15 protein-coding genes are annotated in these 14379 nt (G+C 60.9%); 8 read left to right on the top strand and 7 right to left on the bottom strand.

Annotation, left to right across the window (positions count from 1 at the left end):
• The coding region (locus tag FKG95_RS14790) for a transposase (RefSeq protein ID WP_142896694.1) at nt 1-169 on the bottom strand (169 nt) is incomplete at its 3' end.
• A 162-nt stretch (nt 170-331) separates the two neighbouring features.
• Nucleotides 332-1318, bottom strand: a complete 987-nt coding sequence (locus tag FKG95_RS14785) for a 2-hydroxyacid dehydrogenase (protein ID WP_142897117.1) — start codon at nt 1316-1318, stop codon at nt 332-334.
• 311 nt (nt 1319-1629) lie between these two features.
• Here FKG95_RS14785 and FKG95_RS14780 point away from each other — a divergent pair, with 311 nt between their 5' ends.
• Genes FKG95_RS14780 through FKG95_RS14770 form a run of 3 tightly spaced genes read left to right on the top strand, consistent with a single transcriptional unit; the run spans nt 1630 to nt 4182 of the window.
• A complete protein-coding gene (locus tag FKG95_RS14780) occupies nt 1630-2223 on the top strand; it encodes an SH3 domain-containing protein (RefSeq protein ID WP_246116788.1) in 594 nt (197 codons plus the stop codon).
• Between the two features lie 52 nt (nt 2224-2275).
• On the top strand, nt 2276-3307 hold the full coding sequence (locus FKG95_RS14775) for a dipeptidase (protein ID WP_142897116.1): 1032 nt from the start codon (nt 2276-2278) through the stop codon (nt 3305-3307).
• Between the two features lie 32 nt (nt 3308-3339).
• Nucleotides 3340-4182 carry an arginase family protein gene (locus FKG95_RS14770; protein WP_142897115.1) on the top strand — a complete coding sequence of 281 codons (843 nt, stop codon included), beginning with the start codon at nt 3340-3342 and terminating at the stop codon, nt 4180-4182.
• A gap of 1 nt (nt 4183) precedes the next feature.
• On the opposite strand, the gene FKG95_RS14765 is transcribed toward FKG95_RS14770, so the two are convergent.
• Nucleotides 4184-5050, bottom strand: coding sequence for a LysR family transcriptional regulator (locus FKG95_RS14765; protein ID WP_142897114.1), 867 nt, complete (start codon nt 5048-5050; stop codon nt 4184-4186).
• A 169-nt stretch (nt 5051-5219) separates the two neighbouring features.
• Between FKG95_RS14765 and FKG95_RS14760 the strand changes: the two genes are divergently transcribed.
• Together FKG95_RS14760 and FKG95_RS14755 are read left to right on the top strand one after the other, a co-directional pair.
• Nucleotides 5220-5846, top strand: coding sequence for a LysE family translocator (locus tag FKG95_RS14760; protein WP_142897113.1), 627 nt, complete (start codon nt 5220-5222; stop codon nt 5844-5846).
• Between the two features lie 62 nt (nt 5847-5908).
• Nucleotides 5909-6547, top strand: a complete 639-nt coding sequence (locus tag FKG95_RS14755) for a glutathione S-transferase family protein (RefSeq protein WP_142897112.1) — start codon at nt 5909-5911, stop codon at nt 6545-6547.
• A gap of 557 nt (nt 6548-7104) precedes the next feature.
• Here the strand turns inward: FKG95_RS14755 and FKG95_RS14750 are convergent.
• The 4 genes from FKG95_RS14750 to irrA form a co-directional block, all read right to left on the bottom strand.
• A complete protein-coding gene (locus FKG95_RS14750; RefSeq protein WP_246116787.1) occupies nt 7105-7719 on the bottom strand; it encodes a DUF3501 family protein in 615 nt (204 codons plus the stop codon).
• 93 nt (nt 7720-7812) lie between these two features.
• On the bottom strand, nt 7813-9153 hold the full coding sequence (locus FKG95_RS14745; RefSeq protein WP_142897111.1) for a heterodisulfide reductase-related iron-sulfur binding cluster: 1341 nt from the start codon (nt 9151-9153) through the stop codon (nt 7813-7815).
• Between the two features lie 494 nt (nt 9154-9647).
• Entirely contained in the window at nt 9648-10061 is a 414-nt protein-coding gene (locus tag FKG95_RS14740; RefSeq protein WP_142897110.1) for a rubrerythrin family protein, read from the bottom strand.
• Between the two features lie 516 nt (nt 10062-10577).
• A complete protein-coding gene (irrA, locus tag FKG95_RS14735) occupies nt 10578-11000 on the bottom strand; it encodes an iron response transcriptional regulator IrrA (RefSeq protein WP_142897109.1) in 423 nt (140 codons plus the stop codon).
• 645 nt (nt 11001-11645) lie between these two features.
• Between irrA and fabA the strand changes: the two genes are divergently transcribed.
• The 3 genes from fabA to FKG95_RS14720 all read left to right on the top strand — a co-directional run bounded on the left by fabA (nt 11646) and on the right by FKG95_RS14720 (nt 14349).
• Complete coding sequence (fabA, locus tag FKG95_RS14730; RefSeq protein WP_142897108.1) at nt 11646-12164, top strand: 3-hydroxyacyl-[acyl-carrier-protein] dehydratase FabA; 519 nt, start codon at nt 11646-11648, stop codon at nt 12162-12164.
• 43 nt (nt 12165-12207) lie between these two features.
• A complete protein-coding gene (gene fabB, locus FKG95_RS14725) occupies nt 12208-13428 on the top strand; it encodes a beta-ketoacyl-ACP synthase I (protein ID WP_142897107.1) in 1221 nt (406 codons plus the stop codon).
• A 132-nt stretch (nt 13429-13560) separates the two neighbouring features.
• Nucleotides 13561-14349, top strand: a complete 789-nt coding sequence (locus tag FKG95_RS14720; RefSeq protein WP_142897173.1) for an enoyl-ACP reductase FabI — start codon at nt 13561-13563, stop codon at nt 14347-14349.
• Nucleotides 14350-14379: the final 30 nt, after the last annotated feature.

The following is a 14379-nucleotide window of genomic DNA, read 5'->3' as shown; positions in this document are numbered from 1 at the left end:
CGTATTCTGGTGGGCAGTCGCGCCACCGCGCCCCTATCTTGAGCATATGGACGATCCCGGAGATCACCCGGCGGTCATCAACCCGATGAGCTCCACGCCGACCGCGCGGAAGATAGGGCTCGATCCGGGACCACTCTTCGTCGCTTAGATAAAATAACTTTCTGCCCATCCAAACCTCCTATCATCAGAAAGCTTGAATCACAGTTCCAATGTCACGAAAAGCACCAATTGAGTACAGACCCTAGATCGTTTCAGTGACCGATCGCATGGGAAAGGCCGCCTGGGAAAAAGAGAGCCAGGTGGTGCCGATTCAACCGATGCAGAAAAAGCTTTAGAACATCGCCTCGAGCACCCGGTCCGGCGGCGTGTGGCCGTCGGCGAAGGTCTTGATGTTGATGATGACCTTCTCGCCCATGGCAATGCGGCCCTCGATGGTGGCCGAGCCCATGTGCGGCAGCAGGACCACGTTGTCGAGCTTCAGCAGCTTCGGGTTGACCGCCGGTTCATGCTCGAAGACGTCCAGCGCGGCGCCGGCGATTTCCTTCGAGGTCAGCATGCGGGTCAGGGCGTTTTCGTCGATCACTTCGCCGCGGCTGGTATTGACGATGCAGGCGTTCTCATGCAGCAGCTTGAGGCGGCGCGCCGAGAGCAGGTGGAAGGTCGCGGGGGTGTGGGGACAGTTGACCGAGATGATGTCCATGCGCGAGAGCATCTGATCCAGGCTCTCCCAGTAGGTCGCCTCCAGCTCCGCCTCGATGTCGGGATGCACCCGGCGGCGGTTGTGGTAGTGGATCGAGAGACCGAAGCCCTTGGCGCGGCGGGCCACGGCCTGGCCGATCCGGCCCATGCCGATGATCCCCAGGCGCTTGCCCCAGATCCGGTGTCCCAGCATGCCCGTGGGGCTCCAGCCGGTCCATTCGCCGGAGCGCACCAGCCGCTCGCCTTCGGTCAGGCGGCGCGGCAACGCCAGCATCAGCGCCATGGTCATGTCGGCGGTATCTTCGGTCAGGACACCCGGCGTGTTGGTCACGCTGATGCCGCGCTGGCGGGCCGATTTGAGGTCGATGTGATCGACACCGGTGCCGAAGGAAGCGATCAGGCGCAGGTTCTCTCCGGCCTGCGAGAGCGTTCCCGCGTCGATCCGGTCGGTCACCGTGGGAACCAGAACGTCGGCCTCCTTCATGGCGGCCACCAGATCGGCCTGCGACATGGGCCGGTCGTCGAGATTGAGGCGGCAGTCGAACAGCTCCATCATGCGGGTTTCGATCACGTCGGGAAGGCGCCGTGTGACGATGACGAGGGGTTTTTTCTGCGGCATGAGCCCTGATCCATGAGGAGACTGAACGACCTTTGCCATAGCAGGCGCAGCCCTGTGTTGTCCAGCGCAACGGCGCCTCCCGCCATGAGACTGCGCGCCACGACACTGCGGCTAAAATTCGCACAGAGGCCCCGCGCGCACCAAATGACAATTTCATTGCGCTTCGTGCCGGTGATTCGTGTCGGTGACTGCGCTTCGTCATCGACAGACGCATCCGCCTTTGGCATCATCCCCGCGGTTTCAAATCCGCCCGGTTCATTCAGTCCGGGTCACTCAGTCTGGCAACAACAGCGGACCTCCCTCTGGTTTCGATGGAAGTCGCCGAAAAATCCATGGTCCTGTTTCCCGTGAAGACCCTCCGTAACGTTCTCGCCCTCCTGACCTTTTCCGCCCTTCTGACAAGCGGTGTCAGCGCGCTCTCATTCTCCACAATCGCAGGTCTCACGGTCTCTGCGGCAAGAGCCGAAGCGCAAACGCCCAAGATCGGAAAGAGCGGTCTCCCGCTTCCGCGCTATGTCTCCCTGGCCAAGCCCAAGGTGAACCTGCGCAAGGGGCCCGGCCTGCGCTATCCCATCGAATGGGTCTACCGGCGCGACCGCTTGCCGGTCGAAATCATCGCCGAGTTCGACACCTGGCGGCAAATCCGCGACTGGGAAGGCACCGTCGGCTGGGTCCACCGCAACATGCTGCGGGGGCGGCGCACGGTCATGATCAAGGACGGCACGCAGGTTTTGCGCGCCGGTCCGGAAGACAACGCGCAGCCGCTGCTGCAGGCCGAAGCGGGCGTCATCGGGCGGCTGGTCGACTGCGAGGGTGCCTGGTGCCGGGTTGAAATCGCGGGGACGAGCGGCTGGCTGCGAAGCCGGGATTTCTTCGGTGCCGCCACCAGCGAAGACGTGAACTAGAGCCGCGTTCCCGGGGCAGTGTCACAGTAAAGAGCTACGGAGGACAGCAAATATGGATGCCGCCGCGATCTATCGAGACAGTCTGATCTGGGACGATCACTGCGGCTTCGAGATGCTGCCGGACGCCCCCTTGGCGCCACTCCTGACACCCTGGCGCGAGGCCGGGGTCGACTACCTCTCCATCAATGTGGGCTACGACGTCAAAGCCTGGACCCGGACCATCGAGAACATCGCGGCCCTGCGCCGCCGCCTGCCGCTGGAAGCGCCCTTCTGCCGCCTGGTTTCAAGCGTCGCCGACATCGATGCCGCGCGCGCGGAGGGCAAGCTGGCCGTCACCTTTGATATCGAAGGCATGGATGCCCTGAACGGCCGCGCGGACATGGTCCAGTTCTATTACGATCTGGGCGTCCGCCACATGCTCTTTGCCTACAACCGCAACAACCTGGCAGGCTCCGGCTGTCACGACGAAGACACCGGACTGACCGATTTCGGGCGGCAGGTGATCGATGAGATGAACCGGGTCGGGATGGTGGTGGATTGCTCCCACAGCGGGTTCAAAACCACCATGGCCGCCATGGAGCGCTCGTCGGTACCGGTAGTCTTCTCCCACTCCAATCCCAAAGCCCTGGTGGATCACGACCGCAACATCACCGACGAACAAATCAAGGGCTGCGCCGCCACCGGCGGGGTGATCGGCATCAACGGCGTGAGCCTCTTTCTCGGCGAAGAGACCGCCAGCCCGGCCAATGTCGCCCGCCACGCCGCCTACGTCGCCGAGCTGACCGGTCCGGAACATGTCGGCATCAGCCTGGACTACGCACCCAAGACGGAGGCTCCCAAAACCGGTGCCTCCGAGACAGAAGAAACCGGTCCCGGAGAAAGCACCGGCATCTCCGAGACCATCGCCCGCGACCCTTACTACTGGCCGCCGGGCACCGGCTACGAGAGGGGCGTCAGCTATCTCGATATCCGCCGCCTGCCGGAGGTGGCCGGGGAGCTGGCAAAAGCCGGTTTCACGGCACCCGACATCGCGGGCATTCTGGGCGGTAACTTCAAGCGCGTCGCGCAACAGGTCTGGAAGTAGAGGCAACTCCGGAAGGGAAAGGCAGGCGGTACATGAGCGACAGGATCGTTATCCGCGCAAATGGCTATGCCGGCGATTGCTCGGGCGAGGCGATGGCGGCGTTGCCCGCCCTCAGCGACATGCTGGGTGAGCTGTTCGGGGCCGAGATCATCGCGTTCGGAGACCCGCAGGACGCCCGCGACATGGCTTGGCAAACGGCACTGGAAGCGTCGGAGGGCCTGCTGTCCGGGCTCGCGGAGGCGACCGCGCGGACGCTCCAAAAGGACGCGGTTCCGATCATTGCCACGCCCCGCTGCGCCGCCGCCCTCGCCTCTATCCCCGCCGTCCTGGCCCGCAGGGACGATGCCCACGTCGTCTGGTTCGATGCCCATGGCGATCTGCACACACCCGCCACAACCCGGACCGGCTATCTCGGCGGCATGCCGATCACCGCACTGCTCGGCGAATGGCAAAGCGGCTACGGCGCGGGACTGCGACCGGAGCGACTGCTCCATCTGGGCGGGCGCGACCTGGAAGACGCCGAGCGCGCCTTTATTGAACGGCATGGCATCTTCGCCGCGAGCTTTGCCGACTTCGACCATGATCTGGGGCGGATCGAACAGGAACTGACCGGCAAGAAGGTCTTTGTGCATCTGGATTGCGACGTCTTCGATCCGCGCGACGTGACCGCTGACTATCGCGTGCCCGGCGGCCTCAGAAGCGAACAGGCCGCCGCCGTCTTTTCGGTCATCGCGCGCGTCTCGGATCTTGTCGGTCTTGAAATCACCGAGTTTTCACCGGGCAACGCGGCGGAAATGCAACGGTCACTGGCCTCGCTACGGCAGGCACTCACCGCACTCGCCGGTCAGGATCAGGAAAAACCCTTCGCAGGGTGACTCATGCGGCGGCCTTGAGCCACTTCAGCAGAACCCTCAGTTTCGCGCGCGGTTCCGGCAGCGTGACCATGTAATAGCCCAGCGTGCCGGGATCTTCAGAAAAGACCTGGATCAGCGTCCCCGCCTGCAGGTCCCGCTCGACCAGGGCCCGGGCCTGCAGGGAAAGTCCGTAACCCGCGCGCACCGCCGAGAGCACCAGGGAGTTGGTCGGATAGAAGCGGTTTTGGGCGGCATGAAAATCGATACCCCGCTCGGCGGCCCAGGCCTGATGCTCCCTGCGGCTGTCCTCGAAAAGCCAGGGCAGGTCCCGGAGCTCGGCGAGCGAGGCGGCGGTTCTTCCGGCCATGAAGTCCGCGGTTGCAACCACCAGGTATTCGGCGGAGGCCAGAAGCTCCGCGCGCGTGCCCGGCCAGCTGCCGTGGCCGTAGCGGATCGCCAGATCGACGCCGTCGCTCTTCAGATCCACCAGCCGCAGGCTCGGGGCCAGCTCGGTCTCGATCTCGGGATGCTCGGCCCAGAAGCGGCCCAGGCGCGGCATCAGCCAGTTTTCCGCGAAGGCCGGGGTCAGGGCGATCTTCAGGGGCCGCAGGGCGTCATCACGCTGCAGATCTTCGATCCCGGACAGCAGCGTCTGAAAGCCGGAAGCCACGGAGGCCGCAAGCTTCTGCCCCGGATCGCTCAAGGCAATCCCGCGCCCGCTGCGATGCACCAGGGACAAACCGAAGAAATCCTCCAACCCACGCAGATGCTGGCGGACGGCCGCCTCGGTCACGTTCAGCTCCCGGGCCGCGGCGGAATAGCTCCTATGCCGCGCCACGGCCTCGAAGGCTCTGAGCCCCGCCAGGGAGGGAATCTTACGCCAGTCCATAAACTCAATACCGTAGTTCAACTACGATTTAAGTATATTTATTGAACTGACAGCGGGCAAGAGTCCGGTTCATCCTGGGACCCGTTAACAACCAACGCCCTCGGCAAAAGAGGCGGACTTGCCCGGCACGGGACCAGCGGGCCGGGGCCAGGAAACAAGGAAACAGGAAATGTCATTCGAAGTCTGGCTTGCCTTTGTCGCCGCGAGCGCCGCGCTCCTCGCCGTTCCCGGCCCGGTCGTCATGCTGCTCTTCAGCACGACCCTGGGCCGGGGACGCTCGGTCTCGATCGCCGCGGTCCCCGGGGTGGTGCTGGGCGACTTCGCGGCCATGACCGTCTCGCTCATGGGCGCGGGCGCGGTCCTGAGCGCCTCGGCCACGCTCTTCACGATCCTCAAGATCCTGGGCGCCGCCTATCTGGTCTGGCTGGGCATTCAGATGTGGCGCACGGACGCCAAGCCCCTGGCGCTGAAGACCGCCGCGCGCAACCGGAGCAGACTCACGGTCTTCCGCCAGGCCTTTCTGGTGACTGCCTTCAACCCCAAGGACATCGTCTTCTTCGTGGCTTTCCTGCCGCAGTTCATCAATCCCGCGGAGCCGCCCCTGGCCCAGATCATCACCATCGAAGTCACCTTCCTGGCCATGGTGCTGATCAGTAACCTGCTCTGGATATTCCTTTGCGGTACGCTGCGCGACGGCCTGAAAAACCCGGCGACCCTGAGGTTCGTGAACCGGCTGGGCGCAGGCTGTCTGATCGGCGCGGGGGCCTTTACCGCATTGGGACGGAACAGTGCTTGATCACGAAGTGTATTCCTGAAGAATGACGTCAGAGCAGAGCAACGAAAGAGCCGGGGGCGCGCATGTACGAACTCTATTGGGCCTATGACACCGCGAGTTTCGGTCCCCAGGCCGTGCTCGAGGAAGCGGGTCTGCCCCACAAGCTGATCCCGGTCGATCTTGCCGCGGGCGAAAACTACGGCGCCGCTTACCGCGCCATCAGTCCGCTCGCGAAAGTGCCGGCCATGCGCCTGCCGAACGGCGCGGTCCTCTACGAGGCCACGGCGATCATGTTTTATCTCTGCGAGGAACATGGCCTGGACGATCTCATGCCGCCGCCACGCGATCCGCAACGGGCGCTTTTTCTCCGCTCGCTCTTCTATCTCTCGAACAACGTGCAGGACACTTACAAGCGCTTCTACTATCCGCAACGCTTTTCCACCGATCCCTTCGACGCACCCAAAATCAAGGCGAAGGCGGTCGAGGCCCTGATGGACTGCTGGCAGCCGGTGGACGCGCACTTGAACTCCCACGGTCCCTATCATCTCGGCGACAACTTCTCCCTGGCCGACATCTACATGACTATGCTGGTGACCTGGTTCCAGCCGGTCGAGGATTTGCTCGCGGCCTATCCGGCGATCCGAAGCTGCCACGAGAAGGTCTGCGCACGGCCGGCAATCCGGGTCTGCCTCACCCCGCCGCGAGCATCAGCGCCGGTCTAGAACCGATTCACATCTTGCACGGTCATTTGACCTGGGCGGTTTTATTTTCTGGCGCGGCGCGGTTCGAAGAGCGACACGGAGCATTGCTCGCGAAACGCGACATGGCCAGGTCGACTTGGCCCGGCCTCGGCTGCGTTGAACGTCGCTCACGACAGTCAACTTCCATCCGGAGCCATGACCGAAACTGTTCTCACCTGTTACAGTCAAAGGGACGTAATCTTTATATAAACAGCCGCCATTTACGGTTGGCAGAGTCATCCCATCCAACCTTTCCCCGATACTCAGCCGATGAGATTATGAATGGCTTCGCATCATTTTTTCGGGACATAATATTTAATTAAGTGGCGGATGCTTGACGGGGAGCACCACTCCGGCTATCAGGAAAAATGGTTTGCGCTCTCCGACCAAACCGTCCTTATCGCAGAAATTTCACCCTACGGGCTCTCTTTCCGACAATTTATAGGGACAGTATATATAAAAAAAGATCAGAGCCGGAGCTCAGGCCTCTATCAAGGCCGGAAACCGAAAAAGTTTCCCGCCTGTCGACTCGGATACGCTCAGTCGAAATCCTGTGCCAGCGCCGCGCGGACACCTTCCGGCAGAACCACCATGTGGCTATAGGCTTCGTGTTTGAAGCCCAGGATCACCTGCTGGTTTTCGGTCCGGAACTTTGCGACCTGGTCTGCGGTGAAGTGGAAATGCATGAACTGCACGGCCGAAGCCTTACCGTCGGCCGTGGTGCGGTCGACGTCTTCTTCGGGCGTGCTCATCACGGTCTCGCCGTCGAACTGGAAGAAGGCCGTCTCTTCGACCCCGCCCAGCTTGGAAAGGAAGGTCGCGCGGCGGACCGGCTCGTCGATTTCGAACATGACCGTGGCGACCAGCTCGCTGCCCTGGGGGATCAGCGGGTTGTAGGCTTCCAGTTCGTCCTTGAGCTGCTCGTCGCCACCCTTTTCGATGTAGAGCATTTCCTGCACCTGAGACCACATGGTCTCGTAATTCTCGAAGTAGAAGGTGCAGACCGGACCGACTTCGATCCGGCGGTGCCGCTTGACATCGACCAGAGCCTTACGCCGGGCCTTGCGGTCGGCGGCATAAACCTCCAGGGGCAGGATGTCGTCGGATGTGATGCTGCGTTTCGCCGCCATGGCGGTATCTCCTGAAACTGACATTTCTCTTCTCTCGCTTCGCCGGTTCATCCCGGCCCATTAAACTGGCGCCCGCGCCCGAGTTTGTAAGCCCGCTACTTTACAAGCCCGAAAGCTTTACAAGCCGTAGGCCTTCGCCATCAGCTCGATGGGGTGCTGGCTCTCTTCGATCTGGGGCTTATCCTCCATCTTCAGGCGCTCGATGCCCTGCAGGATATGCGTTCCCGCCAGCGGGCACTCCGAGGCAATGTAGGTCTTGCCGCTGCTGGCCGACTGCCGGGCCGCGTTGCGTCCGACCTTGATGGCCTTCTCGAAGTTGCCCTTCATGACACCCCAGCTGCCGCCGTGACCGGAGCAGCGCTCGATTACCTTGATGTCGGCCTCGGGAACGAAGCGCAGCATCTCAGCCGCCTTGGCGCCCATGTTCTGCGCCCGGGCATGGCAGGCCATGTGCAGGGCGACACCACCGTCCAGGGGCTCGAGCCCATCGGCGAGGCCTTCCTTCTTGGCAATGTCGACCACGTATTCGGTGATATCCGAGGTCGCGGCGGAGAGCTTCTTGACGCTCTCGTCCTCCGGCAGGATCAGCGGCCACTCGAATTTCAGCATCAGCGCGCAGGAAGGGGTGAGGGCGACGATGTCGTAGCCCTTGTCGATCCACACGGCCATCTCGGTGGAAACCTGCTTCGCGGTCTCGGCCACCTTGGCGATGTCGCCCTGTTCGAACTGCGGCATCCCACAGCAGGAAGGATAGACCACCTCGGTCTCAACGCCGTTGTGGGCGAGCACGGCGCGTGCGGCCTCGCCGATCACCGGGTTGTTGTAGTTCACGAAGCAGGTGGCGTAGAGCGCGACCTTGCGGCCGTATCCGGGCGCGTCTTTGTTGGGGGTCACCCCATCGCTCTTGGCGCGCAGGGCGAAGGTCTTGCCGTGAAACTTCGGCAACGCGGCTTGCCGGTCGACGCCCATGGTTTTTTCCAGCAGGGGCCGGGTCAGGTTGTTTCCGGTCTCGCTGGCCCAGTTCGCCACGCCGGGCATCATGCCGGCCAGCTTGCCGTTGCGGTCGGTTTTGGTCAGCTCGATCAGCGCCCTGTCCGCCTTGCCGGCCTTCAGCTCCGCCGCGCGGTACCGCAGCATGAGGTGCGGGAAATCGAGATTGAATTCGTGCGGCGGCACATAGGGGCAGGTGACCATGAAACACATGTCACAGAGCGTGCAAGCGTCCACCACCGGCTTGTAATCGGCGACGTCGACCGTATCCAGTTCGCCGCTTTCCGAATCATCGATCAGATCAAAGAGGATCGGAAAGGATTCACAGAGATTGAAACAACGCCGGCAGCCGTGACAGATGTCGAAAACCCGCTCCAGCTCTGCGTTGATCTTGTCGAAATCATAGAAATCAGGATCGTTCCAGTCGATCGCATAGCGGACCGGCGCGTCTAAACTGCCTTCGCTCATGACGTTCCCCTCTCAGCACTCTACATCCAACAGACCGGGCCGTTTTGCCAGCACGGCAGATCGCCGCGCGCGATGCTGTCACCACCCGGTCCGCCCTCGACCCGTCCGCGACCCGTCCGCACTGCGGGCAACAGATCCATCCGATGAACCGTCCCTGCAGGCACGGCGCTCCGATCGAAAACATCGCCAACAGAATGACCTGCGCTCCGTCAGCCTCGTTGCACGAAGCGCCGGCGGAGCATGGATCAGCGCGATTGGATTTGGGTCAGCGGAGAACCGCCGCGCCGTGCAGGAAGCACAAGGCGGCGGTAACCACCGATGCACAGCCCTCCCAGACAGCCTTACGTCACGACCGGCGCCACTCCGCCGTCGGGCAAGTTTTATCTGTCGGGAAAAGCATGACACACATGGCCCGGCTATCGCAGAGGTCCGGGAGAGTGGCCCGGAAGGGCTCTCTCACCGGACAAACCTGCGGCTACCTGACCTCGTCTGCCTTACATCGTGTCGAGCGCTTTCTGGAAGCGGCCGGCGTGGCTCTTCTCGGCTTTCGCGAGCGTTTCGAACCAGTCTGCGATCTCGTCGAAACCTTCCTCGCGCGCGGTGCGGGCCATCCCCGGGTACATGTCGGTGTACTCGTGGGTCTCGCCGGCGATCGCCGCTTTCAGGTTCAAGGAGGTGTCACCGATCGGCTCACCGGTTGCAGGATCACCCACTTCCTCAAGGAACTGCAGATGACCGTGCGCGTGTCCGGTCTCGCCTTCGGCGGTGGAGCGGAACACGGATGCAACGTCGTTGTAACCTTCGACGTCGGCTTTTTGAGCGAAATAGAGATAACGGCGGTTTGCCTGGCTTTCACCGGCGAAAGCGTCTTTAAGATTGCCTTCGGTTTTTGAACCCTTCAGCGACATTGTATTCTCCCTCTCAGAATGCGGGCCAAAACACGCAAGAGGGACAAAGTTCAGCACCAGAACGGAGCCACAAGATTGATAGATCGCCGCTGGCGATTCCATCTCAAGGTGATCTGATCTAGCGCAGCCGGTCTCATCCAACTCTGAGACAAACCCTTGACCGCAATCGAACCCTATCCCATCTCAACGTAAAGCTGATCGCCGTTTATCCTCGAACCCAAGGTCAACGATCAGCCTCTGCTAGGGTTAATACGACCTTAACGCGGTCCTGTCAATTCGATTAGAATGGTTCTAGAAAAATTTATATCCGATAGAGTCTGATCGCTTTTCATTACGTAAATGAAAAGCGTGAATCAGCCTTTTTATGAAATAGGTGGAGGACGATTCACGTTCCTGACCGAAAGCGTCAAGAACGATCGTACTCCAAGGTCTGATCGCTTTTCATTGCGTAAATGAAAAGCGTGAATCAGTCTCTAACCTTAAATGGAAGAGCAAGTCTGCTCGGGGATATAAATGCTAATCCTTCGCATCATCCAGGCGAATGATCACATCGACCCGTGAAACCTTCATGCCCTCAGGGGCACTCGGCAGGGTCGAGAGCACCACGTCATCCCGGTCCACATCGCGCAGCTCACCGGAGCCCTCGACATAGAAGTGATGATGGTCGTCCATGTTGGTGTCGAAGTAGGAACGGCCCGCCTCAACCACGACTTCGCGCAGCAGTCCGGCATCATTGAACTGATGAAGCGTGTTGTAGACAGTTGCCAGCGAAACGCGCACCTCGGCATCCATGGCCTTGGCATGCAGTTGCTCCGCCGTGAAGTGGTGGTTGCCGCCTTCGAACAACAGCTTAGCCAACGCCAGACGCTGCCGCGTCGGCCGCAGGCCGGCATCCTTGAGCTGATCGATCAGGACACTATAAGAGCGTTTCGTGGTCATGTTCTCCAATATAGCGACTTATTTGTAGAATAAAAGGATTTAGAACAGTCCGCTGCCCATTTTTTTGGAATGAGTATAAGCTGCAGGTAAAATGCTTTGCGGAAACAGGCTCTTGATCGCTTCTTAACCATCCTTAGATGCCTCCCCGGAAGCAGCTGTTCACGTCTTTTTGCGTTTTTCATTGGGGCCTTGAGTTTGCTATGGTTTTTCTGTTAATGCGCTGTGCTATAGTTTGCGCCGCGACTTCGGGGGAACCTTCGGGAACGAGCTCTCGGTCTCCGGCAGGACTCGCGTTCGGGGCCCAGTGTTAACCGCGTCCTTGAGAGAGGATGTGGCCCTGAGTGTTTACTTAAAGTACTAGTGTGGTGATCTTGGAATTCGTATCATTTATGACGTCTTTGCCTGTTATGCGGTTAGGCGCGGGGGCTGCGGTGATGTGGAGCATCACAAAGCTCTCGCAACGACTCCGCGTGACTTGCAAAGACGCCGGAACGGTCGCTTTTGCGGCTCTCTGAAGGGCATCACCGCCGCTCGCCGATGCTTCGGCATCGCCCGCGCGACGCTTCCTGCTCAGAGAACCGCAAAAGCGATCATGAACGACACGAATTCCAAGATCACCACACAAAATTTGTTGGATTGAGGCCTTTGACCGAACGACCACATAGCTTCTCATACGAAGATCTCATCAAGTGCGCCCAGGGCGAACTCTTTGGGCCCGGAAACGCGCAGCTGCCGATGCCGCCGATGCTGATGTTCGACCGCATCACCAACATCACCGATGAGGGCGGGGAATTCGACAAGGGCGAAATCACCGCCGAGTTCGACATCAAACCGGACCTCTGGTTCTTCAAGTGCCACTTCGAGGGCGATCCGGTCATGCCCGGTTGTCTGGGGCTGGATGCGCTGTGGCAGCTGGTCGGCTTTTTCCTTGGCTGGAAGGGCGCGCCGGGCCGTGGCCGCGCGCTGGGTGTCGGCGAAGTCAGAATGAGAAGCATGATTTTGCCTACCGCGAAGAAAGTCACGTACCATATAAACCTGAGACGCGTCATCATGCGGAAACTGGTGATGGGTGTCGCTGACGGGATTGTGAAGGTCGACGGTGAAAATGCCTGCGAGGTAAAAGACCTGCGCGTCGGCCTTTTCACGACCGAAGCACCGGCGTAAAAGCACAGCTGAATATTTGATATCGGCTTCTGAGAGGCAGATCATGCGACGAGTCGTCGTCACCGGGCTGGGCATCGTTTCCAGCATCGGCAATAACAAACAGGAAGTCACACGGTCCCTGCGCGAGGGCCGCTCGGGTGTCGAGTTCTGCGAGACCTACGCCGAAATGGGCTTCCGTTCGCACATTCACGGTTCGATCAATATCGACCTAGATTCCATGATCGACCGCAAGGTCCGTCGCTTCATGGGCGACGGCTCGGCCTACAACTACGTGGCCATGCAGGAAGCCATCGCGGACGCGGGCCTGAGCGAGGCGGAGATTTCGCACGAGCGCACCGGCCTGGTCATGGGATCCGGCGGCCCCTCGACCTCGAACCAGGTCGCGGCGGCGGACATCACACGCGAGAAGGGGCCGAAGCGCATCGGCCCCTATATGGTGCCGCGCTGCATGTCGAGCACCAACTCGGCAAACCTCTCGACAGCCTATAAGATCAAGGGACTGTCCTATTCCATCTCCTCGGCCTGCTCGACCTCGGCGCACTGCGTGGGCAACGGCGCCGAACTGATCCAGATGGGCAAACAGGACATTGTCTTCGCCGGCGGCGGCGAGGAACTGCACTGGAGCCTGACGGTCCTCTTCGATGCCATGGGTGCCCTCTCGAGCAAATACAACGACACCCCCGAGCGCGCGTCACGCGCCTATGATGCGGACCGGGACGGTTTCGTGATCTCCGGGGGTGGCGGCGTGGTCGTCCTGGAAGAGCTGGAGCACGCCAAGGCGCGTGGCGCCAAGATTTACGGCGAAGTGGTCGGTTACGGCGCCACTTCGGATGGCGTGGATATGGTGGCACCCTCGGGCGAGGGCGGCATGCGCTGCATGAAGCTGGCCATGGCCAACCTGGGCAATACGCCGGTCGACTACATCAATGCCCACGGCACCTCGACGCCGGTCGGTGACATCATCGAACTGGACTCCATCCGCGAGGTCTTCGGCGCCGACATGCCCATGGTCTCCTCGACAAAATCCCTGACCGGTCACTCCCAGGGGGCGACCGGCGTGCATGAAATCATCTACTCCCTGCTGATGATGGACAATAACTTCCTCTGCGCCTCGGCCAATATCGAAAATCTCGATCCGGGCGCGGAAGGGTTTCCCATCGTGCGGGAACTTGATGAGAGCAAGCAAATCAACTGCGTCATGTCCAACAGCTTCGGTTTTGGCGGCACCAACGCCTCGCTGGCATTCCAACGTTATAGCGACTGACTCCCGGCCAACGGCGAGCAGATTTTTTTCGGGTAGCAAGGATCACGTCGCACCCCGTTACGGTGAAAGCCGCACAAGGTGAGATGTGAGACAAATTAAGGAAGATAAAACGTGACGGCCAAGTCATCATTAATGGCGGGCAAGCGTGGTCTCGTGATGGGGGTCGCCAACGATCATTCGATCGCCTGGGGCATTGCAAAATCACTCCACAGCCATGGCGCAAGCCTTGCCTTCACTTATCAGGGTGAAGCCTTTCACCGGCGCGTCGGCCCCCTGGCCGAATCGGTCGGATCAAACCTGTTGCTGCCTTGCGATGTGGAGAACGAAGCCGATGTCGCGCAGGTCTTCAGCTCCCTGAAAAACGCCTGGGGCAGTCTCGACTTTGTCGTCCACGCCATCGCCTATTCCGACAAGGAAGAGCTTAAAGGCCGCTATCTCGACACCACGCGGGAAAATTTCCGGCGCACCATGTCGATTTCCTGTCACTCCTTCACCGCCATCGCCCAGCATGCCGCGGAGATGATGACCGACGGCGGCAGCCTGCTCACCCTGTCGTACCTGGGTGCTGAGCGGGTCACACCCAACTACAACGTCATGGGCGTTGCGAAAGCGGCTCTGGAAGCCAGCGTCCGTTATCTGGCCGCGGACCTCGGTCCCCAGAAGATCCGGGTCAACGCCATCTCGGCCGGACCGATGCGGACCCTCGCCGGCTCGGCCATCGCGGATGCACGCCACACCTTCCGCTTTAACCGCGACAACGCGCCCCTGAAGCGCAACATCCTGCTTGAGGAAGTCGGCTCCGCCGGGCTCTACCTGCTGTCGGATCTCTCCTCCGGCGTCACCGGCGAAATTCACCATGTGGACGCCGGCTACAACGTGATCGGCATTCCCTCACCAGTGCGGGATGACAAACCGGCCTGACCCAAATCCCCGCTCTCTGCCGGAACGTGC

This window comes from Denitrobaculum tricleocarpae (genome assembly GCF_007004665.1).
Lineage (GTDB): Bacteria > Pseudomonadota > Alphaproteobacteria > Kiloniellales > Kiloniellaceae > Denitrobaculum > Denitrobaculum tricleocarpae.
The sequence above is the reverse complement of the archived record's forward strand: the minus strand, read 5'-3'. Positions and strand labels throughout refer to the sequence as shown.